Raw genomic sequence first — 22,439 nt, forward strand, 5'->3', positions numbered from 1 at the left:
TGCCACGCCCTCCGGCCCCCGCGCCCGGCGGGACCCGTCAAGCGGGGGCGGTCGGTCCCCGGGACCGGCGCTACATGCCTTGCGGCACCCGCGCGGGCCGTCCCGACCCGCGTGTCAGCGCGTAGCCGCCGACGCCCGCGAGCGCCGCGAGGACACCGCCCGCCGCCGTCCAGAGCCAGCGCGAGGACCACCAGCCGCCGGACCAGCCGTCCTCCGGCTCGACGGCCGCCGCCCGCCGCTCGTCCGAGCCCGCGCCCGGCACCAGCGGCTCGCCCAGCGATCCGTCGACGGCCTGCGCGCCGCCCGCGTCGGTCGCGGTGACCTTCGCCTCGGCCCGCACCGGAAGCCCCAGGTCGTCCGCCTTGAGGTCGGTGACCGTGAGCCGCAGGTAGTACGTGCCGGGCAGCGGGTCGTTCGCCCACTGCTCCGACCAGGACCTGACGGTCCGCAGCGAGCAGGAGAGCGACACCGACGCGGCGTCCTGCGCGGCCGTCTTCGTGGGCGTGCCGAGGCGGCAGGCCTGACGGCGCCGCAGCCCGTCGTACACGTCGACCTGCCAGGTGGACGCGGCGTGCCGGGCCGCCGCTTCGGGCAGCTTCACCGTCGCGTGCACGGTGGCGCGCTGCCCGGCGTCCACGGGGAACGCCCAGTACAGGTAGTCACCCGTGGACGCCTCCGCCGTCGCCTCCTGGTCGATGCGGAGCGCGGTGGCGGTGCGGAAGGACGTGCCCGCCTCCGTCACCTTCTCGGGCGTCTCGTCGTCGGCGGCGGCCGAACCGGCCGCCCCGGTCAGCGCCAGCAGGGCGGCGCCGGTCGTCACGGCGAAGCGCCGCACCACACGTGTCGTACGCATCAGTTGGTCCTCCAGACCGCGAAGCGCCAGCGCGACAGCCAGCCCCAGAGCAGACCGGCGACGAAGCCGACCAGGACGAGCACGCCGAGCAGCCACCAGCCGTGGCCGAGCCCGAAGGACGCGACGTCCGACGCGTCGTCACCGGAGTCCACGAGATCCACCGCCAGCTCGAGGGGGAGGCCGGGAGACGACTTCACCGAAGCGGGAGCGGAGAAGGAGTTGCTGACGCGCAGACACACGGTCTCACTCGCACCGTACTTGGCGCCCTCGTCACCGTCGTCCGCCTCGGGGCGCGGATAGCGCAGCCCCGTCGAGATGACGTCGGTGCGTCCGTCGCCGGACTCCTGGCCGCGCACGATCTCGCGGCCGGTCTGAGTCTCGGCGCGCAGCAGCACGCCGTAGTCCTTGTTGACGGCCCGGTCGGCGGCGACGCTCACGGAGGCGCGCAGCTCCTTGCCCGCGGGAACGTCCACGCGGTACCAGCGGTGCTCGCCGAACTTCTCGCGGTCGGTGTAGAGACCGGACTTCAGCTCGGGCGCGTCGGTGCACTGCGCGGCGCCCTTCGCCTCCACGGGCGTGACGACCGGGTCGGCCGCGCGGTCCACCAACTGCTTGACGCGGCCCGCCAGCTCGTCGGTGTGCCGGACCGACGTGTACGTGCCGCCGGTGGCCTCCGCGATGCAGCTCAGCTGGTCGCGGGTCTTGGCGTCGGGGACGAGGCCGAGCGTGTCGATGGTGAGGTGGATGCCCTTGGCGGAGATGTCGCGGGCGACCACGCACGGGTCCAGCGGTTGGCAGGTGTCCTCGCCGTCGGATATCAGCACGATGCGGCGGCTGCGCTCGGCGTCGTCGTCCTTCGTCAGGTCGTCGGCGGCCTTGAGGAGCGTCGGGCCGATCGGCGTCCAGCCGGTCGGCGCGAGCGTCGCCACGGCGGTCTTCGCGTCGGTGCGGCCCGCCTTGTCGAGCTGCTCCACGGGGTAGAGCAGCTCGGTGTCCTTGCAGCCCGTCTTGCGGTCGTCGCCGCGGTAGTTGGCGCCCAGGGTGCGGATGCCGAGCGCGACCTCGTCGGGGGTCGCGTCCAGGACCTCGTTGAAGGCCTGCTTCGCGGCGGCCATGCGGGACTTGCCGTCGATGTCGCGGGCGCGCATGGAGCCGCTGACGTCGAGGACGAGCTCGACCTTCGGGTTGGGCCGTGCCGGTTCGTCGTCGTCATCGGCGGCGGCGGGGCCTGCCGTGACGAGCCCGGCGGTCAGGGCGGCGAGCAGGGCGATGACCCAGGCCGCCGGCCGGTGTCTTGTGATCATCGCCGGATACTATTGATCAAGAGCGCGCATTCCCAAAACGACGTCAGGGATACGGCGTCAGTGAAGCCGCGACGTCAGTGAAGCAGCGACGTCAGGGAAGCGTCGTCAGCGATTCGGCGTCAGCGCTTCAGCACGCGGCCCCCGAACGCGCCCGACCCGTCGGCCCGCGTCCACCACGTCTCCATCGCCGCCTGGTCCATCGCGCCCCAGTCCGGCGTCGCCTGGACGAGTGCCCCGCCGAGCCGCCGTCCCAGGTCCACCATCGCGCGCCCGGAGACGGTGCGGTCGGTGTCGTAGGTGTCCAGGGCGTCCGCCCAGGTGTCCGCCGTGGCGAGGGCGGACTCCAGGACCGTGGCGTCCTGCAGCGCCTTGACCGCGCCCGCGCCGGTGTGCGGCCGTGCCACCGCCGCCGCGTCGCCGACGAGCAGGACGCGGTCCGCCGTGCAGCGCGGCGCGGTGAAGTCGTACATGGGCTGGAGGAAGAGCTCGTCGGGCGTCGTCTCGCGCAGCAGCGCGCCCCAGTAGGGCGGCAGGAGTTCGTCGGCCACGAAGCCGAGGTGGGCGGTGAGCGCGTCGGTGAGGCCGCCGGGCGGCAGGCTCGTGGGGCCGGTCAGCCGCAGGTCGAGGCCGAGCCCGAGGTCGAGGCCGGGAGGCGGGGCGGTGTACAGGACCCAGTTGACGCGGTGGCCGCCCGCGCCGTCGGGGATGCGGTAGATGATCACGTGGCCGCCCGGGAAGACGGCGTACACGCAGTCGTCCTCGGCCCACAGCTCCGGAGCGTTCAGCCGGTCCACGGGGAAGGCGCCGCGCCAGGCGAGGTAGCCCGCGTAGGCGGGGCGTACGTCGCCGAAGCGGGCGGCGCGGACGGCGGAGCGGTAGCCGTCGGCGCCGATCACGAGGTCGTGGCGGGTGCTGCCGCCGTCCGTGATCACCTCGACGCCGTCCGGTCCGGGTCGCACATGCCGCACCGGGGCCCCGGTGCGGAAGTCCACGCCCTCCGGGACGCGGCGGCGCAACTCCCGCCACAGCGGACCCCAGTTGTACGTGCGGAAGGGGAACGGCATGACGGCGATCTCCCGGCCCACCGGGGCGCCGGACGCGTCGTCCCGCACGTACCAGCGCCGCCGCACGAGCTGCACCCACGGCATGCCCGCGTCCAGGTAGCCCGCCGACTCCAGCTCGGCGTAGCGCGAGTCGTGCACCGCGAGCCCCACACCGCGGTCGGCGAGATCCCCGGCGGCCCTCTCGTACACGGTGATCTCGTCCGCGCCGCCGCGGTGCGCGGCCAGGGCCGCGGCGCATCCGGCGACGCTGCCGCCCACGACGGCGACCCTGCCTCCACGCATCATGGCGCCATCCTGGCAGCCGCGGTGACCGTCTGTCAGCGCAGTGACACCCCGCGCCCGGCGAAGAACGGCTCGAACGTGTCGGGGGTGAGCACCGCCGTGCGGGTCGCCGCGTCGACGCCGGACGGATTGTGGAAGTGCAGGCGTCCTTCGGCCGTGCGCGCGGTGAGAAGCACCAGGTGGCCGCCCCTGCCCGGCGACGGCAGGTGCGGGCGGCGGATCTCGAAGTGCACCGAGGCGATGACCTGCCGCCCCTCGTCGAGGAGCGCGCCGATCTCGGCGACGGAGAGATGCCGGTGGACCTCGGCATCGACGCCGAACGCGTCGCGGGCGTACTCGGCGAACGGGGCATAGACCATGCCCTTGATGACGCCGTCCACGTCGGTGTACGCGCCGTACTCGAGCGCGCCGTCCCGCAGGGCGAACAGGGGCGGCGCGGACGGGCCGAGAGTCATCCGGAAGCACGTCAGGCCGCACAGGTGCCCGCACCAGCGCGCGTAGTCGTCGAGGGTCGCGGCGCCCGAGGTGCGCCAGGCCGGGTCGGCGGCGCGGTCGAAGCCCTCGTACACGATGGGCGCGACGAGGTCGGGCGAGGCGAACTGCGTGAGGACGGAACGTCCGCAGTCGGTACAGGGCGGCACGGTGCTCCTGGCGGTCGGCGCCGTCACCGGCGTCTCGGATACCACTGGGGTCACTGACGGTAGCCGCTCAGGAAGCGGCCGATGCGGCTGATCGCCGCGTCCAGGTCGTCGGCGTACGGAAGCGTGAGGATGCGGAAGTGGTCGGGGCGGGCCCAGTTGAAGCCCGTGCCCTGGACGACCTGGATCTTCTCCTGGAGGAGCAGGTCGAGCACGAACTTCTCGTCGTCGTGGATCCGGTGGACCTTCGGGTCCAGGCGCGGGAACGCGTACAGGGCACCCTTCGGCTTCACGCACGAGACGCCGGGAATCTCGTTCAGCTTCTCCCAGGCCCGGTCGCGCTGCACGTGCAACCGGCCTCCGGGCACGGTGAGTTCACGGATGGACTGGCGGCCGCCGAGCGCGGCCTGGATGGCGTACTGCGCGGGCGCGTTCGGGCACAGCCGCATGGAGGCGAGCATCGTCAGCCCCTCCAGATAGCTCTTGGCGTGCTGCTGCGGCCCGGTGACGACCATCCACCCGGACCGGAAACCGGCGACCCTGTACGTCTTCGAAAGTCCGCAGAAGGTGAGGACGACCAGGTCGGGGGCGAGGGCGGCGACGCTGTGATGCACGGCGTCGTCGTACAGGATCTGGTCGTAGATCTCGTCGGCGAAGACCATCAGGCCGTGCCGGCGCGCCAGGTCGAGGATGCCCTCCAGGATCTCCTTCGGATAGACCGCGCCCGTGGGGTTGTTGGGGTTGATGATCACGACGGCCCTGGTGCGGTCGGTGATCTTCGCGGCCATGTCGTCGAGGTCGGGGTACCAGTCCGCGGACTCGTCGCACACGTAGTGGACGGCCTTGCCTCCGGAGAGGGTCGTCACGGCGGTCCACAGGGGGAAGTCGGGTGCCGGGACGAGGACTTCGTCGCCGTCCTCCAGGAGGGCCTGTACCGCCATCGTGACCAGTTCGGACACGCCGTTGCCGAGAAAGACGTCGTCCACGGAGACGTCGTCCAGACCGAGTGCCTGGTAGCGCTGGGCGACGGCACGGCGGGCGGACAGGACACCGCGCGAGTCCGTGTAGCCGTGCGCCCGGGGGAGCATCCGGATCATGTCCTGGACGATCTCCTCGGGCGCCTCGAAGCCGAAGAGCGCGGGGTTGCCGGTGTTGAGGCGCAGGACGCTGTGGCCCGCCTCCTCCAGCGCGTCGGCGTGTTCGATGACGGGGCCCCGGATCTCGTAACAGACCTCGCTGAGCTTGCTCGACTGCCGGAACTCCATGCGCTGCGCCTCCCGTGGCGAGTACTGCTCGGTGTCGCTTGGTTTTACCAAGTTCCCGCTTGGAAAGTCCAACGACTTGCTTAGACTATGCCGCATGCCACCTCAGCCGCCCCGGCCGAACGCCGCCGCCCGGTCCCGCCGAAGCTACGACCAGTACTGCGCCGCCGCCCGAGGTCTCGACGCCGTGGGCGACCGCTGGACCCTGTTGATCGTCCGTGAACTCCTCGCGGGCCCGCGCCGCTACACCGACCTGCACGCCGACCTGCCGGGCGTCAGCACGGACGTCCTCGCGTCGCGCCTGAAGGACATGGAGCAGCAGGGCCTGAGCACCCGCCGCAAACTGCCCCCGCCCGCGTCGGCGTTCGTCTACGAACTGACCGAACGGGGCCGCGCATTGCTCCCGGTCCTCAAGGCCCTCGCCGCCTGGGGCGCCCCCGCCCTCGCGGAACGCAGGCCCACGGACGCGGTGCGGGCGCACTGGTTCGCGCTGCCGCTCCTCGGGTTCCTGGCGGCGCTGGACGCCGAAGGGGTGCTGGAGGTGCGGCTCGACGAGGGCGTGTTCCACGTGCGTGCGGGTGCGAGCGGTGAGGGGTACGGCGAGGGCGAGGCCCCGGAGGAACCGGACGCCCGGGTGGCTCTGGACGCCGCGACATGTGCGGCCGTCGTCCGGGGCGAACTCACCCTCGGCGAGGGCGTACGGGACGGCCGGATCGAGCTCAGCGGTGACGGCGTCCTGGCGAAGGCCCTGCGTGAAAGCTGAAGCGGCAGTATCCGGTTTCCGTTCCTAGGGGTCCTAGTTTTAACCTAGGGACCCTAGGAACGGAGGTTGTCCATGGCGCGGGCCGGACTGACGGCGGAGCGGGTGACGATCGCGGGCGCCGAACTCGCGGACGAGGTCGGGCTCGACCGGCTGACGATGTCCCAGGTGGCGCGGCGGCTCGGTGTGAAGGACGCGAGTCTCTACGCGCACGTGCGCGGCCTGGAGGACCTGCGGGGACGCATCGCGCTGCTGGCGGCGGACGAGAAGACGATCCGCATCGCGGAGGCCACGGCGGGCCGGTCGGGCAAGGACGCGCTGGTCGCGTTCGCGGACGCCTGGCGCGACTACGCCCGCCTGCACCCCGGCCGCTACACGGCCACGCAGACCCCGGTCGACATCGATCCCGCGCTGGCCGCGGACGCGCCGGGACCGCGACGCGCGGTCGAGCTGACCTACGGCATGCTGCGCGCCTACGGCCTCGCCGAACCCGACCTGACCGACGCGGTCCGCCTGCTGCGCAGCACGTTCCACGGGTTCGTCGCACTGGAAGCGGCGGGCGGCTTCGCGCACAAGCGCCCCGCCCAGGCCTCTTGGAGCCGCGCACTCGACGCCCTGCACACCCTCCTTGAGCACTGGCCCACGTCCGAGAGCGAAACCGGAGAGAAGACGGCATGACCGAGCCGACCGTCGGAACCCTGCGCGTGAACGGCGCGACCCTGCACTACGAAGTGCGCGGGCGGGGCCCGCTCCTGCTCCTGATACCGGGTGGCACGGGCGGCGCCGCCTCCCTCGCCGCGGTGGCGGCCGACCTGGCCGACGCCTCCACGGTGGTGACGTACGACCCACGGGGAATGGGCGGAAGCACGCTTGACGACCCGGAGACGGAACAGAGCGTGGCCGAGCACGCCGAGGACGCGGCCCGGCTGCTCGACCTGCTCTCGCCCGACGCGCCCGCCCGCGTGTTCGGCTCCAGTTCGGGAGCGATCGCCGCGCTGCACCTGCTCCTCGCCCACCCGGAACGCGTGCAATGTGCCGTCGTGCACGAACCGCCGGTCGTGGAGGTCCTGCCGGACGCCGCCGCGCACCGCGCGCTGCTCGCGCGGGTCCAGGAGACGTTCCGTGAGCGGGGACCGATGCCGGCCATGGCCGTGTTCGCCGCCGGCCTGAGCAAGGACGGCGACACCGCCGACCCAGCACCCGCGACGGAACTCCCGCCGCAGGCGGCGGCACGGGCCGAGCAGACCCTGGGCGCCCTGCCGTACTTCGTCGGACGCATCGTGCCCGCCTTCATGTCCTACGCTCCCGACGTCACCCGGCTCGCCACCCTGTCGGACCGGCTCGTGCTCGCCTGCGGTGAGGAGTCGCGCGGGGAACTCCCCTACCGTCCCGCCGCCTTCCTGGCCGAGCGTCTCGGCACGGAACTCCGGCACTTTCCCGGCGGGCACACCGGCCTGACCACCCACCCGGCCGCGTTCGCCGAACGCCTCCGCGAGGCACTGCACGCCTAGAGGCGCGTGTGCCCCGGCCACCAGGCCACCCGCCCGATGTCCCGGACCAGCGCCGGTACCAGCAGGGACCGTACGACCAGGGTGTCCAGCAGGACGCCGAACGCGACGATGAACGCGATCTGCACCAGGAAGGCCAGGGGAATGACGCCCAGGGCGGCGAACGTGGCGGCCAGGACGACGCCCGCGGAGGTGATGACGCCGCCCGTCGCGGTCAGCCCGCGCAGGACCCCCTGCCGGGTGCCGTGGCGCGCGGACTCCTCACGGACCCGGGACATCAGGAAGATGTTGTAGTCCACGCCGAGGGCGACGAGGAAGACGAAGCCGTACAGCGGCACCGACGAATCGGTGCCGCTGAAGCCCAGCACGTGCTCGAAGACGAGAGCGGACACCCCCAGCGTCGCGACGAAGTTCAGGGCCACCGTGGCGACGAGGAGCACCGGCATCAACAGGGACCGCAGCAGGCCGACGAGGATCACCAGGATGATGGCCAGGACCACCGGCACGATGAGCGCGCGGTCTTCCTCCGCCGTGCGCTGGGTGTCGTACTGCTGGGCGGTGTAGCCGCCGACGAGGCTGTCGGGCCCGCCCGTGCGGTGCACCGCGTCGCGCAGCCGCGCCACGGTCCGCTTCGCGGCGTCGCTGTCGGCGGGATCCTTCAGCGTGACGTCGACCCGCACCTTCCCCTGGACGACGCGGGGCTTGTCCTCCCCATCTCCCGGGCGGCCCGAGGCGGTCACCGGGGAGGCGTCGGCCACGCCCTCCGTGCGTTTCGCAGCGGCCGTGACCCGGTCCGTGCGGTCGGCGTCGGTGATCACGACGGCGGGGTTGCCCGAGCCGCCGGGGAAGTGGCGGCTCAGCGTGTCCTGCGCGGCCACGGAGGGTGCGTCGTTGACGAAGATCTCGTCCAGCGGAACGCCCTTGGAGGTGAGGGTGGGGGCGAAGGCGGCACACACGCACAGCGCGGCGAGCGTGCCGGCCCACACCTTGCGCGGCGCCCGGTCCACGAGCGCGGCGACCTTCCCCCAGACCCCGTTCCCTCCGCCGGAGGGGTCCGGTGAGGTGCGGGGCTTCGCGGGCCAGTACGCGGCGCGGCCCAGCAGGAGCAGCGCTGCGGGCAGGAAACTCAGCGCGCTCAGCACGGCGCACACGATGCCGATCGCACCGACCGGGCCGAGCGCACGGTTGTTCGTCAGATCGCTGAGCAGCAGCGCCAGCAGACCGAGCGCGACCGTCGCACCACTGGCGACGATCGGCCCGGACGAACGGCGCAGCGCGGCGCGCATGGCCGCCGTCCTGTCGCGGGTGCCGGCGAGCTCTTCCCGGAAGCGGGCGGTGAGCAGCAGCGCGTAGTCCGTCGCGGCGCCGATGACGAGGATCGACAGGATGCCCTGCACCTGCCCGTCCACGCGGACCACGTCGTGGTCGGCGAGCACGTAGACGATCGCGCACGCCAGCCCCAGGGCGAACACGGCACCGACGATGATGACGAAGGGCAGCAGCACGCTGCGGTAGACCAGCAGCAGGATCAGCAGGACGGTGACCAGGGCGACGCCGAGGAGGATGCCGTCGATGCCCGAGAAGGCGTCGGACAGGTCGGCCTGACTGGCGGCGGGACCCGCCACCTGCACGGTCGTGCCCGGCACCCGCGCCGCGCGCTCCTCGATCCGTTCCAGGACCTGCGGCAGCCGGTCGCCCAGGTCGGGCCGCAGGGGCACGACGCCCCGCAGGGCCCGGCCGTCCTCGGCGGGCAGGGCGGGCGACACGCGGCCCGCGACCCCGGACGAGCCGTCCAGCGAGCGCAGCGCGCGCGTGGCCGCCGCCTGCTGCGAGTCCCTCAGACGCTCCGACGACGCGGCGGAGTCCGCCGTCCACACGACGATGGCCGGCACGGACTCCTCCTGGTCGAAGGCGCGCTGGGCGTCGATGACCCGCGTCGACTCGGCGTTCCGCGGCAGGAAGGCGGCCTGGTCGTTGGTGGCGACCTCGCCCAGCTTCCCGGCGTAGGGGCCCAGCGTGGCACCGACCCCCAACCAGACCACGAGCAGAACGACGGGCAGGAGCCAGCGGGGAAGGCGGGCGGAGGGCATGCGGGGGCTCCTAGCTCCTGGGGGCCTAAAAGTAGCTCAACAAAAAACAATCTCAATGATTGAACCAAACACTTGCCCCGTCCCGTCCGTCCTACTCGGCGAGTTCCTCGTTCAGCGCCGTGAGAAAGCGCAGGACGACGGCGAGTTCCTCCGCGCTGAAGCGCCCGCGCGCGCTCTCCGTGGCCACCGCCAGCGGCTGGAAGAAGGCCCGCGCGGCGGCGCGGGCGCTCGCCTCGTAGTGCAGGTGTACGACCCGGCGGTCCTGGCTCTCCCGCGACCGCCGGATGTGCCCGGCCCGCTCCAGCCGGTCCAGGCACGCGGTCACGGCGCCGGACGTCAGGCCCAGGTGCGCCCTGAGCCGTCCCGGCGTCATCGGTTCCTGCGCGTCGAGGATGGCGCCCAAGGCCTGGACGTCGGTGGCGTGCAGCTCGTGACCCGCGGCGAACGCGTGCACCAGACGGTTGATCTCACCGTTCATACGGCGCAACTGCACCGCGAACGCGACCAGGTCGGTCGCCGCGCTGCCGTCAGGTACCGGATCTTTCATGGACGCCACGCGAGCAGCCTATAGAGCCGCCCGCGGACGCCCACGGGAGGGAGCGGTGATTTTCCGCCCCCGCGACGGTCCTCCCTACAGCGAGACCTCATGGACAGGGACTACAGGGATACCTCATCGAGAGGCGGTACCAGTGATGGACAAGCAGTTCACCGCGACCCTGCGGAAGAGCCCGGCCGTCGGCGGCTGGACGTACGTCGTGTGGCCCGAGTCGGCCGAGTTCTTCGGCACCCGCGGCCTGGTGAAGGTCCGGGGCACGATCGACGGCCATCCGTTCCGGAGTTCGTTCATGGCGCTGGGAGACGGCACGCACAAGCTGCCGGTGAAGGCGGAGGTGCGCAAGGCGATCGGCAAGGAGGAGGGAGACACGGTGACGGTCCGCCTGGAGGAGCGGCTGACCGCCTGAGGCGCACCGGGACGCCACGTATCGCGGGTGTATCCGAAAACGCATACGCCCCCACAACGCCCCCGCGTCTTGAGTGGAGCCACGGACCGCCCTCCGACCGGCGGACGGCTGGTCCGTCGACCAGGAGGGCGCGTGACATGGGCTCGGATTCCGTACGGGGGATGGGGCGGCGGCGGTTGCTCGGATGGGGCGGTCTCGCCGCCGTGGGCGTGACGGCGGGAGGAACGCAGCCGGTGGGGGCCCGCCCCGCCCCGGCCGGTCGCCGCGGCATCCCGCGGGACACGCGACCGGGCGGAGCCTACGACCGGTACGTGGCGAAGCTGGCCGCCGAGGACAGGTTCTCCGGCGTCGTACTGCTGTCCCACCGCGGCCGGACGGTGCTGTCGCGCAGCTATGGGATGGCGGACGAGGAGAAGAACATCCGCAACCACGACGGCGTCGCGTTCAACCTCTCCTCCGCGGGCAAGCCGTTCGGCGCCGTGGCCGTCCTGCAGCTGGCACAGCGGGGCAGGCTGCGGCTCTCCGACACGGTGGGCGTCCATCTGAAGGGCTTCCCCGAGGAGATCGCCGACAAGGTGACCATCCACCACCTGCTCTCCGGCACGTCCGGGCTCAACACCCCGGAGGAGGACCCGCAACGCGTCTTCCGGAGCAAGGAAGAGGTGCGCGAGTTCCACGAGGAGTGGGCCCGGCAGGCGAAACCGGTGGCACCGCCCGGCACGCCCACCGACCACGCCGGTGCCGAGGTCGCCATCCCGGCCCTGATCGTGGAGGCGGTGACCGGCATGACGTACTGGGACTACGTGGAGGAGCACATCTTCAGGCGGTGCGGCATGACCGGCACGGCGTTCTACACCAGGCCGCAGTGGCTCACCGACCCGCACATCGCGCACGCGTACATGCGCCAGGCCGACGGCAGCCGCGTGGACGCCGTCCGCAACCTGGACAAGGGCAGCCCGGACCCGCTCCAACCGGGCAAGAACCCGGCCCGCGGCTTCATCGACCTCCCCGGCGACGGCGGCTTCGCCACCGCACCGGACCTCGTCCGCTTCGCCCACGCGCTGGCCGACGGCACGGTACTGGACCGCCCCTACGCCGAACTCCTCACCGCTCCCAAGATCCCGCTGGCCCCGCAGGGAGGCGGTCTACGAGCCGCCCGGTCCAGCCCCGCCGACGCGGCGTTCGCGACGTACATGATGCCCGTGAGCCTGATCGACGGTCAGTGGCTGAACGGCCGCGCGGGCGTCGACCCCGGCAGCGTCGCAAGCTGGAACATCTACCCGGACAGCGGGTGGGTCGGCGTCGTCCTCGGCAATCACGACGACATCCCGTTCCAGGAGATCATCGAACGTGAGATGAGCGCCGTCCTCGGCACCACATGACCGTGCGCGCGAAAACCTGATCGTGCCCGCACCGACCTCCGGCATACAGTGGCCCGTGTGCTGCGTGAAGTGACTGCTGTCCGGTATGTGAACCCGCTGCGGACCGGTGGGTCCGTGCCCGGTGTCGTCGAGGCCGACGACCTCGGGACGTACGTCGTCAAGTTCACCGGGTCCGCCCAGGGACGCAAGGCGCTCGTCGCCGAGATCATCGTCGGCGAGCTCGCGCGCCGCCTCGGCCTGCGCTTCCCCGAGCTCGTCCTGGTCCACTTCGACCCGGCGGTCGGCGCCGACGAACCGCACCAGGAGGTCCAGGACCTGTTGCACGCCAGCGCGGGACTCAACCTCGGCATGGACCTGCTGCCGGGCGCCGCGGACTTCACGCCCGAGGCGATCGACGTCGACCCGCTGGAGGCCGGCAAGGTCGTCTGGCTCGACGCCCTCACCGCGAACGTCGACCGCACGGTGCACAGTTCGAACCTGATGATCTGGCCCACGTTCGGTGTGCACGCGCCGAAGCTGTGGCTCATCGACCACGGCGCCGCGCTCGTCTTCCACCACCGCTGGGGCGCCTCCGCTCCCGACAAGGAGTACGACTTCCGGCACCACGCCCTCGGTTCGTACGGCCCGGACATGGCGGCCGCCGATGCCGAACTGGCGCCCCTCGTCACCGAGGACGCCCTCCGCGAGATCGTCGCCCTCGTCCCCGACGCGTGGCTCGCCGACGAGCCGGGCTTCGACTCGCCGGACGCGGTGCGCGAGGCGTACGTGGAGCACCTCCTGGCCCGCGCCCGCGCCTCCGCGGTCTGGCTGCCCACGTGCTTCCCCTCCCGCGGCGAACTGGCCGCCGCGGACGCACGGCGCGCCGCCGCCACCGAGAAGGGCCGGCCCGCCTGGCTGAAGCGCGTCCCCGATCTGCACGGGAAGCCCGCGGCCCAGCAGGACTGGTCGACCCATCTCGGCTGACGACCCCGGCCCTCAGCTCTTCGGCATGAGGACCGTGTCGATGATGTGCACGTTGGCGTTGGCCGTCTCGACGTTGCCGCAGACGACGTTCGCCGAGTCGTTCACCTTGTACGACTCACCCGAACCGGACGTCGTGAGCTTCGACTTCTCCAGCGTCGCGTAGGAGCCGCTCTTCAGGTCGTCGGGCGTCAGCCGCTGGCCGACCACGTGGTACGTGAGGATCTTGGTGAGCTGCGCCTTGTCGTTGAGGACCTTGTCCAGGTCGGCCTTGGGGATCTTCGCGAAGGCGTCGTTCGTCGGCGCGAAGACGGTGATGTCCTCGGCGCTGTTCAACGTGTCGACCAGTCCGGCCTTCTTGACGGCGGTCACCAGCGTGGACAGGGCCGGGTTGTTCGACGCGGCCGTGGCCACGGGGTCCTTCGCCATGCCGTCGAAGCTGCCCTTGCCGTCCTTCGGCACGGACGAACAGGCGGGCCCGAACGGCTCCGTCATGGAGCCCATCGCCTTGGACGGTTCCGCCGACGCGCTCTTGGAGGGGCTGTCGGCGGCGCTGTCCGAGCTGTCGTCCGAGCAGGCCGTGAGGGCGAGGGGCAGGAAGGCGGCCGAGGCGGCGGCGACGGCGGCGCGACGGACACGGCGGGGGGTGGTGTTCATGACTTCTCCAGGGGGGTGAGTGAACTTGAGTACCGGTGAACTCGCGTACCGGCGGAGGGGAAGGGATACGGGGGTCAGTGGAGGGGGGACACGGGGTCAGGTGACGGTGACCACCACCGAATGCCGGCCGCTCGCCCCGTCGGGGCTCGTGCGGGTTCGTTCCGCCGTCTGGACGGTGCCCGTACGGTCGGTCGCCCGCACCGTGAGGGTGTGACCGCCCGGAGCGGCCTGCCAGGGGAAGGACCACTGGCGCCAGGTGTCGCGGGTGTCCTCGGCGGCCAGGTCGGCGCTCCGCCAAGGGCCGTCGTCGACGCGCACCTCGACCTTGTCGATGCCGAGGTGCTGCGCCCACGCCACCCCGGCGACCATCACCGTGCCCGCCGTCGGCCGGGCGAACGGCTTGGGGGTGTCGATGCGGGACTGGGTCTTGACGGGGGCCTTGGCGGCCCAGTCGCGCCGTACCCAGTAAGGGTCGTACGCGTCGAACGTCGTGAGCTCGATGTCCTCGATCCACTTGCAGGCGGAGACGTATCCGTACAGCCCCGGCACCACCATGCGGACGGGGAACCCGTGCTCGAACGGCAGCGGTTCACCGTTCATGCCGAGCGCGAGCAGTGCGTCACGGCCGTCCATCACGTCGTCGACGGGTGTGCCGATGGTCATGCCGTCCACGGACCGCGCGACCAGCTGGTCCGCGGGGCCGCCGCGGACCGGGGGCACCACCCCGCACTCGGCGAGCACGTCGGCGAGGCGCACGCCGATCCAGCGGGCGTTGCCCACGTACGGGCCGCCGACCTCATTGGACACACAGGTCAAGGTGATGTCCCGCTCGACCAGTCCACGCCGCAGCAGGTCCTGGAAGGACAGGCTCGTCACACGCGCCACGCCCTTGCCGTGGATGCGCAGCCGCCAGGCGTCGGCGTCGACCTTGGGCACGATCAGCGCGGTGTCCACCCGGTAGAAGTCCTCGGCGGGCGTGAGGAAGGGACTGATGCCGGGCACGCGCAGCCGCGCGCCCCTGGGGACGTCGGACGCGGGCGAGGCGGGGGCGGGCAGCACGATGCCCTCCCGCGATGCGATGGCGTCCTTGCCGCGCGAGGCGTTGAACGACCTGCCCAGGGCTCCGACGCCCGCCGACGCGGCGGCGGCAGCGGTCGCCGCGACGAGGAACCCGCGCCGGTCCCACTCGGCGGCCTCAGCGCCCCCTTCCGACGCGGCGTGCGGCTCCAGACGACCGGCGAGCGCATACAGCAGCGCCGCACCGGCCACGGCGCCCACCAGGGAGGGGAACGCGTCCGTGAAGCCGGTCGAATCGGGCCGGGAGACGGCCGCCACGGCGCCGACCACCCCGAAGAGGAGCACGCCCGCGGCGCCGAGGCGGCGGTGGCGCAGGGCGAGGAGCCCCAGCACGACCGCCAGGAGCGCGAGCACCGCGACGATGCCGGACTGCAGGACGAGTTTGTCGTCGGTGCCGAACTCCCGGATCGCCCAGTCCTTGACGGACGGGGGCGTACGGTCGATCGCCGCGCCGCCGACCGCCACGACGGGCCCGGCCTCGGGACGTACGGCGGAGGACAGCAGCTCGGCGGCGGCGAGAGCGGCGAACCCGGCAAGTACCCCGCTCAGGGCACCGGCCGCGGCACGCCCCAGGTCGCTGCGCGGTTTCCGGCGGTTCCGTTCTGTCGTCACATGGAGTATCCGAGGCCGCGGGCCGCGCGGATTGGTCGCTTCCCCGTCGGATGCGGGAAATCAGGTGGGCAGCTCCATCAGCGCCACGGGGGAGGAGGTCGGCTCGTCCGAACCGCCCGCGGGCTCCACCGTGATGCCCATGCCGGTCGCCTTGCCGATCCCGCCCCGCATCAGGACGGTCGCCGCGGACCGGTCGGGGTCCATGAGTCCGGCCGAGCGCATGGAACCGCCGTCGTCGAACCAGAGCTGGTAGACCTTGCCCTTGGGGGGCGGTGCCATGCCGTCCGCGATGAACACGGCCTTGTCGAGGCTCCTGGACGCGACGACCGTGCCCCGCGCCCCGTCCGTGAGCCCGCCGGTGCGGGTCCTGGCGTCCGGGGCGGCGAGCACGGCGGCGAGCTCCTGCGCCTGCTCCCTCGTCTGCTCCTGCACCTGCCGTGCCTGGTCGCGCGCGTCCTCAGCGCGCTGGTGCTGCCAGACCGCGGTGCCGCCGAGACCCACGACGGCGGCGAGACAGGCGGCGAGCGCCCACCGGTGGACGCCGCGCCCCCGGTGCGGCGCGGGACCGGGGGGCGTCTCCGTCCCACGCCGCGGATCCGGTACATCCTGGCGGACGGTGGCGACGCGCCGCAGCACCTCGTCCTTCAGGGCGGCCCGGGGTGCGACGGCCGAGGCGAGGGCCAGGCGGGCGACGGTCGCCGTCAGCTCCCGTACTTCCTGGTCGCAGGACGGGCAGAGCGCCAGGTGCTCCTCGAACCGGGCGCGTTCGGCGTCGTCGAGGGCGTCGGCGGCGTAGGCGCCGGTCAGGGTGTGCAGTTCGGCCGCGCTGTTCACGCGCTCACCCCCAGGCAGTCGCGCAGCCGGATGAGTCCGTCGCGCAGGCGGGTCTTGACGGTGCCCAAGGGGAGGGCGAGGAGCTCGGCGACCTGGCGGTAGGTCAGACCGCGGTAGTAGGCGAGGGTCACGGACTGCCGCTGAACCTCGGTGAGCCCGCGCAGACACCTGCGCACCTGCTCGCGCTCCAGATGCGCCTCGACCTCCTCGCTGACCTCGTCGAACGCGGGGGTGTCGGCGAGCTGCGCGGCCTTGCGGTCGCGGGCGGCGGCCGCCTCCACGGAGCGGACCCGGTCCACGGCGCGCCGGTGCGCCAGCGTGAGCACCCAGGTCATCGCGGTACCGCGGTCGGCCCGGTACCGGGGCGCGGTGCGCCACACCTCGACCAGGACGTCCTGGGTGACCTCCTCGGACTGCGCGTGGTCGCGCAGCACACCGCGCACGACTCCGAGGACGGGCCCCGCCACGGCGTCGTAGACCCCGGTGAACGCCTGCTGGTCACCGCGGGCGACCCGCGCGAGCAACTCCTGCAGATCGGGTCCGGGCGCGGACCGTGACCCGATGCGGACGACTTCATTCACGCGCAGACCCTCCAGGCCACAGACCGACGTACATCTCTGATACGTAGCCGCGGGCGCCCCGGATTGGTCAAGGTTCCACACACTTCACCCCCGGCGCTGTGCGGTGCCGGGGGTGAAGTGCGTGGACGTACTGCGGTGGTGCGTGGTGTCAGCGGAGCTGCTCGTACGCGGGAAGGGTCAGGAAGTCCGCGTAGTCCGCGTCCAGGGAGACCTGGAGGAGGAGGTCGTTAGCCTGCTGCCACTTGCCGGAGGTGAAGGCCTCGTCGCCGATCTCCTCGCGGATCGCGGCGAGTTCCTCGGCGGCGACCTTGCGGGCCAGGTCGGCCGTGGCCGTCTCGCCCGTCTCGAAGACGACGCCCGCGTTGATCCACTGCCAGATCTGGGAGCGGGAGATCTCGGCGGTGGCGGCGTCCTCCATCAGGTTGAAGATGGCGACGGCGCCGAGGCCGCGCAGCCACGCCTCGATGTAGCGGATGCCGACCTGGACGGCGTTGACCAGGCCGTCGTAGGTGGGCTTCGCGTCGAGGGAGTCGATGGCGATCAGGTCGCCGGGCGCGACGGAGACGTCCTCGCGCAGGCGGTCCTTCTGGTTCGGCTTGTCGCCGAGCACCGCGTCGAAGGACTTCATCGCGATCGGGACCAGGTCGGGGTGCGCGACCCAGGAGCCGTCGAAGCCGTCGTTCGCCTCGCGGTCCTTGTCGTTCTTGACCTTCTCGAACGCGACCTTGTTGACCTCCGCGTCCTTGCGGGACGGGATGAACGCGGCCATGCCGCCGATCGCGTGCGCGCCGCGCTTGTGGCAGGTGCGGACGAGGAGTTCGGTGTACGCCCGCATGAACGGGGCGGTCATCGTCACCAGGTTGCGGTCCGGCAGGACGAACTTCGAGCCGCCGTCACGGAAGTTCTTGACGATGGAGAAGAGGTAGTCCCAGCGGCCCGCGTTGAGGCCGGAGGCGTGGTCGCGCAGTTCGTAGAGGATTTCCTCCATCTGGTACGCGGCGGTGATCGTCTCGATGAGGACCGTGGCGCGGACCGTGCCCTGCGGGATGCCGACGTAGTCCTGCGCGAAGACGAAGATGTCGTTCCAGAGGCGGGCCTCCAGGTACGACTCCGTCTTCGGGAGGTAGAAGTACGGGCCCTTGCCGAGCTCGATGAGGCGCTTGGCGTTGTGGAAGAAGTACAGGCCGAAGTCGACGAGCGCGCCGGGGACCGGCTTGCCGTCGACCTGGAGGTGGCGCTCGTCCAGGTGCCAGCCGCGCGGGCGCATGACGACCGTCGCGAGCTCGTCGGCGCCCTTCAGGGCGTACGACTTGCCGGTGCGCTCGTCCGTGAAGTCGATGCGGCGCTCGTAGGCGTCGGTGAGGTTGAGCTGGCCGAGAACGACGTTCTCCCAGGTGGGAGCGGAAGCGTCCTCGAAGTCCGCGAGCCAGACCTTCGCGCCCGAGTTGAGGGCGTTGATGGTCATCTTGCGGTCCGTCGGGCCCGTGATCTCCACGCGGCGGTCGTTCAGCGCGGCCGGGGCCGGTGCGACCTTCCAGGAGTCGTCCTCGCGGACCGCGGCGGTCTCCGGGAGGAAGTCCAGGGTGGAGGTGCGGGCGATCTCCGCTCGGCGCTCGGCACGCCGGGCGAGGAGCTCGTCACGCCGGGGCGTGAACAGCCGGTGCAGCTCGGCCACAAACGCGAGGGCCGCGTCGGTGAGCACCTCTTCCTGCCGGGGCAGGGGCTCTGCGTCGACGATGGCCAGCGGCGACGGCGCTAGTGCGGACATGTCCTGTCACTTCCTTCAGAGAGCTGCACGGACGGTGCCGGGCGAGCCGCCGGGCAGACGCGGTGGCACTGGGTGCCACAGGAGCCGAGGTACGGCTTTTGGCCCCGTCCGAGGTAACGGGCCTTCTGGTCAGTGGATACTAGTTTCCTCATAGTGGAAGTTCAATGGTTTGTTGACGTCGAGATTCTTCTCGTCGACACAACGTGTCGCTGAGTGCCACGTCGGTCACTCCACGTACCCCGACCCTCCGGCGGAGTCGGACGGCGGGGTTCCGGGGGCAGGGGACAGACCGGGACCCGGGGTTCCGGGGGCGGGCGGCAGGCCCGTGCCGGGGTCCAGGCGCATCAGGTCCTCCGCCGTGTCGATGTCATACGCCTCCGCCACGTCCCCGCACTCCACGAGCGTGATCTCGCCCACGCGCCCCCGCAAGTAATCGCGTGCCCCCCGATCCCCGACCGCACTCGCGCCGATCCCCGCCCAGTGACCGCTCCCGAACAGGACCGGGTGGCCGCGCACCCCGTCGTACGCCGCCGCCGCCAGCGTCGTCGGAGAGCGGTACGCGGCACGGACCCGCGCCGTCGCCTCCGCCCCGATCCCCGGCTGGTCGACCAGCGAGACCAGCGCGCCCGCCGCGCCCGTGCCCGCGAGCGAGGCGAGACCGGCGCGCAGCGACGAGCCCATGCCCTCCTCCCACTCCGGGTTGTCGACCAGTACGCAGCCGGGGAGCGAGGCCCGCGCGCGTACGGCGTCGGCGGACGCGCCCAGGACCACGTGCACCCGCGCGCAACCCGCCTCGCGCAACACCCGCACGGCATGCTCCACGAGCGGTCGGCCCTTGTGTTCGAGCAGCGCCTTCGGCCGCCCCCCGAGGCGCCGCCCGCCCCCCGCGGCGAGCACCAGCCCGACGACCTCGCCCACCCCGTCAACCTGCGTGTTCATCGATTCCGTCGTCATGACTCCTGGATACACGAGATGTCCGCGACACCCACCTCCCATGGCGTGCGCGAAAGTGGCGCGGCCCGTCCCGGGAACGGTTTACTGACCCGCGGCCCCCTGGTGCCCGACCAGCAACGGGGGAGCCGAGGAAGTGGACGAGAACTGCCGCACCGACGGGGTGCGCGGGGGAAAGCTGTGGTGCGGAGCGTGGAGCAGAGGCAAGGGCAAGGGCGAGGGCACGTGTCAGGGAGCGAGGAAGATCCGCGGGTGGCGGAGCTGCGCGCCGCGGTGGCCCGGCTGCGCCGGGAGCTCGCCGCGCACCCGGCCGAATTCACCGACCGCGGCATCGCCGAGGACGAACTGGCCGCGCTGGCGGAGATGGCGTACGGCGGTGCCCCCGAGGTCCCCAGGATGCGCAGGTCCCTCCTGCTCGTGGCCGGCGCCATCGGCTCGGTCAGCGCACTGGCGGCGGGACTGGCGGCGGTACGGATGGCCGTGGAGATATTCGGGGAGCCGGACGGGCGGCGGGGCTGAGGAATCGGTTCTGCGGCGGGGGTGGACGAAGATTCCAACCCCTTGCGAGGTCAGGCCACCCAGGGGCGGCGGGGCACGTCGTCTCCCGTGCCGGGGCGCAAGTCGCCCGACAGGGCTGTCGCCAGGCGGCGTACCGCCTGCTCCGAGAGGTCCGCGGACAGCGTGTACGGGATGCGGAGCCGGTGCTCGTGCGTCCCCGGGTCCGCGCCGAACCGTGAGCCGCCCTCGATCCGCACGCCCTGCGCGAGCACCGCGCGGGCCAGCGAGGACGCGATGGGGCGGCCCAGGTCCACCCAGAGCGACAGCCCGCCCGGCGGCACCTGCCAGCGCCACTCCGGCACGTGACGGGCCAGTGACGCGGCGAGCGCGTCACGCTGCGCCCGCAGCCGCGGCAGCCGCTCGCGCAGGACGTCGTCCATGCCGCGCAGCAGATGCAACGCCACGAGCTGCTCGATGACCGGTGTCGACATGTCGCTCGGCACCCGCTTCGTCGCCAGCTCGGTGATCAGCCGGGACCCGGCCCGCACCCATCCGATCCGCAGTCCGCCCCAGTGCGTCTTGCTCAACGACCCGACGGTGACGACCTGTTCACCCGCCCCGTGCGGCGCGAGCGAGGCGAAGGGCGCGGGCGGCGGCGTGTCCAGCGCGATGTCCGCGATGGTCTCGTCGATCAGCAGCCAGGTGCCGGTGGCGCGGACGGTCTCCAGGACGCGTACGCGCTGCTCACGCGGCATCAGGGCGCCCGTCGGGTTCTGGAAGTCCGGTACGAGGTACGCGAGTCGGGGCGCCGCCTGCCGCAGCGAGGACTCGACGAGACCGGGGTCCCACCCGTCCTCCGTGACGGGGACGGGGACGGCGCGCAGGCCCGCGCCACGGATCGCGTCCAGCGCGTTCGGGTACGAGGGGTTCTCGACGAGGACACGGTCGCCGGGCCGCCCCAGCAGGGCGAGGGTCAGGGACAACGCGTGCTGGGCGCCGGTGGTGATGAGGATCTGGTCGGGAAGGGTGGGCAGACCGCGCCGCGTGAAGCGCTCGGCGACGGCGGTCCGCAACTCCGGTATGCCGTACGGGTGGTAGCCCGGTGTCGGGGCGTGCTCGGCCAGCATCGCGCCCGCCGCGGCGAGGGCGGCGCCGAGCTCGGCCTCCGGGGCGCCCGGCGCGGCGACGGCCAGGTCGAGGACGCCGTCGCCCGCGGGGAAGGCGGCGACGCTCGACGGTCGCTGTCCCTGCGGCAGCTCGGTCCAGGTACCGGCGCCGCGGCGACTGAGGGCATACCCGCCCTCGCGCAGCACGTCGTACGCCGCCGTGACCGTGGCCCGGCTGACTCCCAGCGCCGAGGCCAGCTCGCGTTCGGCGGGGAGCCGGGTGTGCAGGGGGACGCGGCCGTCGAGGAGCAGCGTGCGCACGCCGCTCGCCAGCGCGCGGTAGCCGGGGCGTTCGCCGACGGTGCCGGTCAGGAGCTGGGCGAGCTGACGGCTGCCGAGCCTTCTGTCCACGGTGTGGACCACGCGTGCGTCTGCCATGCCAACTCCCGCCGATTGGCCCTGCTGTCCAGGCCAATCAGCGTACAGACTGCCGATCACAGCACTTCAGTCGGCGTTTGGCCTGGGGAAGGAGCCATGACGATGTCAGGGCGGGAAGCGGTGGTGGTCGGGGTCAGCGGTTCACTCGCGAGCCTCGCGGCGCTGCGGGCAGGGGCGGAGCAGGCGCGGCGCGGGGGGCGTGTGCTGGTCGCCGTCCTGGCGTGGGAGCCGCCCGAGGGCGAGGGGCTGTACCTGCGCCACCCCGACGCGGAGTGGGCGCGCCACTGGTACGGGGAGGCGAGGGGCCGCCTGGACCGGGCCTTCGACGAGGTCTTCGGGGGGCCGCCGCGGGGTGTCGTCTCCGAACGGCGGGTGATCCGGGGGCGGGCGGGGCGAGTTCTCTGCGACGTGGCCGCGCATCCCGACGCGCTTCTGGTCATAGGCGCCCGCCCCCATTGGCGCCCTGCGCCTCGAACCCATCGTTACGTGCACGCGCACGCGACGTGCGCGGTGCTCACGACTCCGGCGCCTCGGCTTCCCAAGGGGGTGCGGCGGACGCTTCGGAGAATGACCCCGACGGACTTCGCCCTGGCCGGCCATTGAGCCCAGCGACCCCGGCTTCCCCGTCGCTCCGCGACGGTTTCCCGCCCGCGCCGGTTCCCCGGCGACACACGCCCCCGCCCCACTCCGTCGCTCCGCGACGGGCTTCCCACCCGCCCGCCCGGTACTCGGCGACTCGCGGGCCCGACTCACTCCGTCGCTCCGCGACGGGCTTCCCACCCGCCCACCCGGCACCCCGCGACCTGGGCCTGGTTTTCTCCGTCGCTCCGCGACGGTCCCCACCCGTCACCC

The 22,439-nt window shown here is 72.4% G+C and carries 21 protein-coding genes and 1 pseudogene; 8 read left to right on the plus strand and 14 right to left on the minus strand.

Translation table 11 applies throughout. The annotated features are described in order from the left end of the window. Positions 1 to 70: 70 nt before the first annotated feature. The 5 genes from DEJ47_RS30985 to DEJ47_RS31005 all read right to left on the minus strand — a co-directional run bounded on the left by DEJ47_RS30985 (position 71) and on the right by DEJ47_RS31005 (position 5,406). The gene (locus DEJ47_RS30985; protein ID WP_150173802.1) at positions 71 to 853 is read right to left on the minus strand and encodes a hypothetical protein; all 783 of its coding nucleotides are present in this window, start codon (positions 851 to 853) and stop codon (positions 71 to 73) included. Continuing rightward, on the minus strand, positions 853 to 2,157 hold the full coding sequence (locus tag DEJ47_RS30990; protein ID WP_150173804.1) for a VWA domain-containing protein: 1,305 nt from the start codon (positions 2,155 to 2,157) through the stop codon (positions 853 to 855). The genes DEJ47_RS30985 and DEJ47_RS30990 overlap by 1 nt, the downstream gene beginning before the upstream one ends. 119 nt (positions 2,158 to 2,276) lie before the next feature. Beyond that, entirely contained in the window at positions 2,277 to 3,503 is a 1,227-nt protein-coding gene (locus DEJ47_RS30995) for an FAD-dependent monooxygenase (protein ID WP_150175978.1), read from the minus strand. 35 nt (positions 3,504 to 3,538) lie between these two features. Beyond that, positions 3,539 to 4,144: a peptidase gene (locus DEJ47_RS31000; RefSeq protein ID WP_150173806.1), complete on the minus strand. Its 606-nt coding sequence runs from the start codon at positions 4,142 to 4,144 to the stop codon at positions 3,539 to 3,541. 50 nt (positions 4,145 to 4,194) lie between these two features. Continuing rightward, the gene (locus DEJ47_RS31005) at positions 4,195 to 5,406 is read right to left on the minus strand and encodes a pyridoxal phosphate-dependent aminotransferase (protein ID WP_150173808.1); all 1,212 of its coding nucleotides are present in this window, start codon (positions 5,404 to 5,406) and stop codon (positions 4,195 to 4,197) included. Positions 5,407 to 5,500: 94 nt separating this feature from the next. On the opposite strand from DEJ47_RS31005, the gene DEJ47_RS31010 reads away from it, so the two are divergent. The 3 genes from DEJ47_RS31010 (at position 5,501) to DEJ47_RS31020 (ending at position 7,674) form a co-directional block, all read left to right on the plus strand. Beyond that, the gene (locus tag DEJ47_RS31010; protein WP_150173810.1) at positions 5,501 to 6,166 is read left to right on the plus strand and encodes a winged helix-turn-helix transcriptional regulator; all 666 of its coding nucleotides are present in this window, start codon (positions 5,501 to 5,503) and stop codon (positions 6,164 to 6,166) included. A 72-nt stretch (positions 6,167 to 6,238) separates the two neighbouring features. Beyond that, entirely contained in the window at positions 6,239 to 6,841 is a 603-nt protein-coding gene (locus tag DEJ47_RS31015; protein ID WP_150173813.1) for a TetR/AcrR family transcriptional regulator, read from the plus strand. After that, positions 6,838 to 7,674 (plus strand): alpha/beta fold hydrolase, encoded by an 837-nt coding sequence (locus tag DEJ47_RS31020; RefSeq protein ID WP_150173816.1) that lies wholly within the window; start codon positions 6,838 to 6,840, stop codon positions 7,672 to 7,674. Before DEJ47_RS31015 ends, DEJ47_RS31020 begins: the two co-directional genes overlap by 4 nt. Here the strand turns inward: DEJ47_RS31020 and DEJ47_RS31025 are convergent. Then, positions 7,671 to 9,761 carry an MMPL family transporter gene (locus tag DEJ47_RS31025; protein ID WP_150173818.1) on the minus strand — a complete coding sequence of 697 codons (2,091 nt, stop codon included), beginning with the start codon at positions 9,759 to 9,761 and terminating at the stop codon, positions 7,671 to 7,673. The two genes, DEJ47_RS31020 and DEJ47_RS31025, sit on opposite strands and share 4 nt — an antisense overlap. A 91-nt stretch (positions 9,762 to 9,852) precedes the next feature. Continuing rightward, positions 9,853 to 10,308 carry a MarR family winged helix-turn-helix transcriptional regulator gene (locus DEJ47_RS31030; RefSeq protein WP_150175979.1) on the minus strand — a complete coding sequence of 152 codons (456 nt, stop codon included), beginning with the start codon at positions 10,306 to 10,308 and terminating at the stop codon, positions 9,853 to 9,855. 145 nt (positions 10,309 to 10,453) lie between these two features. Here DEJ47_RS31030 and DEJ47_RS31035 point away from each other — a divergent pair, with 145 nt between their 5' ends. The 3 genes from DEJ47_RS31035 (at position 10,454) to DEJ47_RS31045 (ending at position 13,068) form a co-directional block, all read left to right on the plus strand. Next, positions 10,454 to 10,723 (plus strand): DUF1905 domain-containing protein, encoded by a 270-nt coding sequence (locus DEJ47_RS31035; protein ID WP_150173820.1) that lies wholly within the window; start codon positions 10,454 to 10,456, stop codon positions 10,721 to 10,723. Positions 10,724 to 10,860: 137 nt separating this feature from the next. After that, positions 10,861 to 12,105, plus strand: a complete 1,245-nt coding sequence (locus tag DEJ47_RS31040) for a serine hydrolase domain-containing protein (RefSeq protein ID WP_150173823.1) — start codon at positions 10,861 to 10,863, stop codon at positions 12,103 to 12,105. 57 nt (positions 12,106 to 12,162) lie between these two features. Beyond that, complete coding sequence (locus tag DEJ47_RS31045; protein ID WP_150173825.1) at positions 12,163 to 13,068, plus strand: HipA family kinase; 906 nt, start codon at positions 12,163 to 12,165, stop codon at positions 13,066 to 13,068. A 12-nt stretch (positions 13,069 to 13,080) separates the two neighbouring features. Here DEJ47_RS31045 and DEJ47_RS31050 read toward each other — a convergent pair whose 3' ends face one another. From DEJ47_RS31050 to DEJ47_RS31075, 6 genes and pseudogenes are all read right to left on the minus strand, one after another. Further along, positions 13,081 to 13,722, minus strand: a complete 642-nt coding sequence (locus tag DEJ47_RS31050; protein ID WP_150173826.1) for a fasciclin domain-containing protein — start codon at positions 13,720 to 13,722, stop codon at positions 13,081 to 13,083. 96 nt (positions 13,723 to 13,818) lie between these two features. After that, positions 13,819 to 15,411 carry a molybdopterin-dependent oxidoreductase gene (locus tag DEJ47_RS31055; protein ID WP_150173828.1) on the minus strand — a complete coding sequence of 531 codons (1,593 nt, stop codon included), beginning with the start codon at positions 15,409 to 15,411 and terminating at the stop codon, positions 13,819 to 13,821. 60 nt (positions 15,412 to 15,471) lie between these two features. After that, entirely contained in the window at positions 15,472 to 16,245 is a 774-nt protein-coding gene (locus DEJ47_RS31060; protein ID WP_150173830.1) for an anti-sigma factor domain-containing protein, read from the minus strand. Beyond that, positions 16,242 to 16,826, minus strand: a complete 585-nt coding sequence (locus tag DEJ47_RS31065) for a sigma-70 family RNA polymerase sigma factor (protein WP_150173832.1) — start codon at positions 16,824 to 16,826, stop codon at positions 16,242 to 16,244. The genes DEJ47_RS31060 and DEJ47_RS31065 overlap by 4 nt, the downstream gene beginning before the upstream one ends. A 148-nt stretch (positions 16,827 to 16,974) precedes the next feature. Next, a complete protein-coding gene (aceB, locus tag DEJ47_RS31070; RefSeq protein ID WP_150173834.1) occupies positions 16,975 to 18,594 on the minus strand; it encodes a malate synthase A in 1,620 nt (539 codons plus the stop codon). A 333-nt stretch (positions 18,595 to 18,927) separates the two neighbouring features. Continuing rightward, positions 18,928 to 19,533, minus strand: a pseudogene (locus DEJ47_RS31075) (NTP transferase domain-containing protein); the annotation flags it as partial. A 237-nt stretch (positions 19,534 to 19,770) separates the two neighbouring features. Here DEJ47_RS31075 and DEJ47_RS31080 point away from each other — a divergent pair. Continuing rightward, on the plus strand, positions 19,771 to 20,064 hold the full coding sequence (locus DEJ47_RS31080; RefSeq protein WP_150173836.1) for a DUF5955 family protein: 294 nt from the start codon (positions 19,771 to 19,773) through the stop codon (positions 20,062 to 20,064). Positions 20,065 to 20,114: 50 nt separating this feature from the next. Here the strand turns inward: DEJ47_RS31080 and DEJ47_RS31085 are convergent, their stop codons facing one another. After that, positions 20,115 to 21,587, minus strand: coding sequence for a PLP-dependent aminotransferase family protein (locus DEJ47_RS31085; protein ID WP_150173838.1), 1,473 nt, complete (start codon positions 21,585 to 21,587; stop codon positions 20,115 to 20,117). A gap of 96 nt (positions 21,588 to 21,683) precedes the next feature. On the opposite strand from DEJ47_RS31085, the gene DEJ47_RS31090 reads away from it, so the two are divergent. After that, entirely contained in the window at positions 21,684 to 22,190 is a 507-nt protein-coding gene (locus tag DEJ47_RS31090; RefSeq protein ID WP_150173840.1) for a universal stress protein, read from the plus strand. Positions 22,191 to 22,439 lie beyond the last annotated feature (249 nt).

It is taken from the genome of Streptomyces venezuelae, from assembly GCF_008642355.1.
Lineage (GTDB): Bacteria > Actinomycetota > Actinomycetes > Streptomycetales > Streptomycetaceae > Streptomyces > Streptomyces venezuelae_B.

Bases quoted from the DNA above. Each gene is read 5' to 3' on its own strand.
- DEJ47_RS30985 (WP_150173802.1), bottom strand. From the start codon at position 853: ATGCGTACGACACGTGTGGTGCGGCGCTTCGCCGTGACGACCGGCGCC.
- DEJ47_RS30990 (WP_150173804.1), bottom strand. From the start codon at position 2,157: ATGATCACAAGACACCGGCCGGCGGCCTGGGTCATCGCCCTGCTCGCC.
- DEJ47_RS30995 (WP_150175978.1), bottom strand. From the start codon at position 3,503: ATGCGTGGAGGCAGGGTCGCCGTCGTGGGCGGCAGCGTCGCCGGATGC.
- DEJ47_RS31005 (WP_150173808.1), bottom strand. From the start codon at position 5,406: ATGGAGTTCCGGCAGTCGAGCAAGCTCAGCGAGGTCTGTTACGAGATC.
- DEJ47_RS31010 (WP_150173810.1), top strand. From the start codon at position 5,501: ATGCCACCTCAGCCGCCCCGGCCGAACGCCGCCGCCCGGTCCCGCCGA.
- DEJ47_RS31015 (WP_150173813.1), top strand. From the start codon at position 6,239: ATGGCGCGGGCCGGACTGACGGCGGAGCGGGTGACGATCGCGGGCGCC.
- DEJ47_RS31020 (WP_150173816.1), top strand. From the start codon at position 6,838: ATGACCGAGCCGACCGTCGGAACCCTGCGCGTGAACGGCGCGACCCTG.
- DEJ47_RS31025 (WP_150173818.1), bottom strand. From the start codon at position 9,761: ATGCCCTCCGCCCGCCTTCCCCGCTGGCTCCTGCCCGTCGTTCTGCTC.
- DEJ47_RS31030 (WP_150175979.1), bottom strand. From the start codon at position 10,308: ATGAAAGATCCGGTACCTGACGGCAGCGCGGCGACCGACCTGGTCGCG.
- DEJ47_RS31035 (WP_150173820.1), top strand. From the start codon at position 10,454: ATGGACAAGCAGTTCACCGCGACCCTGCGGAAGAGCCCGGCCGTCGGC.
- DEJ47_RS31040 (WP_150173823.1), top strand. From the start codon at position 10,861: ATGGGCTCGGATTCCGTACGGGGGATGGGGCGGCGGCGGTTGCTCGGA.
- DEJ47_RS31050 (WP_150173826.1), bottom strand. From the start codon at position 13,722: ATGAACACCACCCCCCGCCGTGTCCGTCGCGCCGCCGTCGCCGCCGCC.
- aceB (WP_150173834.1), bottom strand. From the start codon at position 18,594: ATGTCCGCACTAGCGCCGTCGCCGCTGGCCATCGTCGACGCAGAGCCC.
- DEJ47_RS31085 (WP_150173838.1), bottom strand. From the start codon at position 21,587: ATGGCAGACGCACGCGTGGTCCACACCGTGGACAGAAGGCTCGGCAGC.
- DEJ47_RS31090 (WP_150173840.1), top strand. From the start codon at position 21,684: ATGACGATGTCAGGGCGGGAAGCGGTGGTGGTCGGGGTCAGCGGTTCA.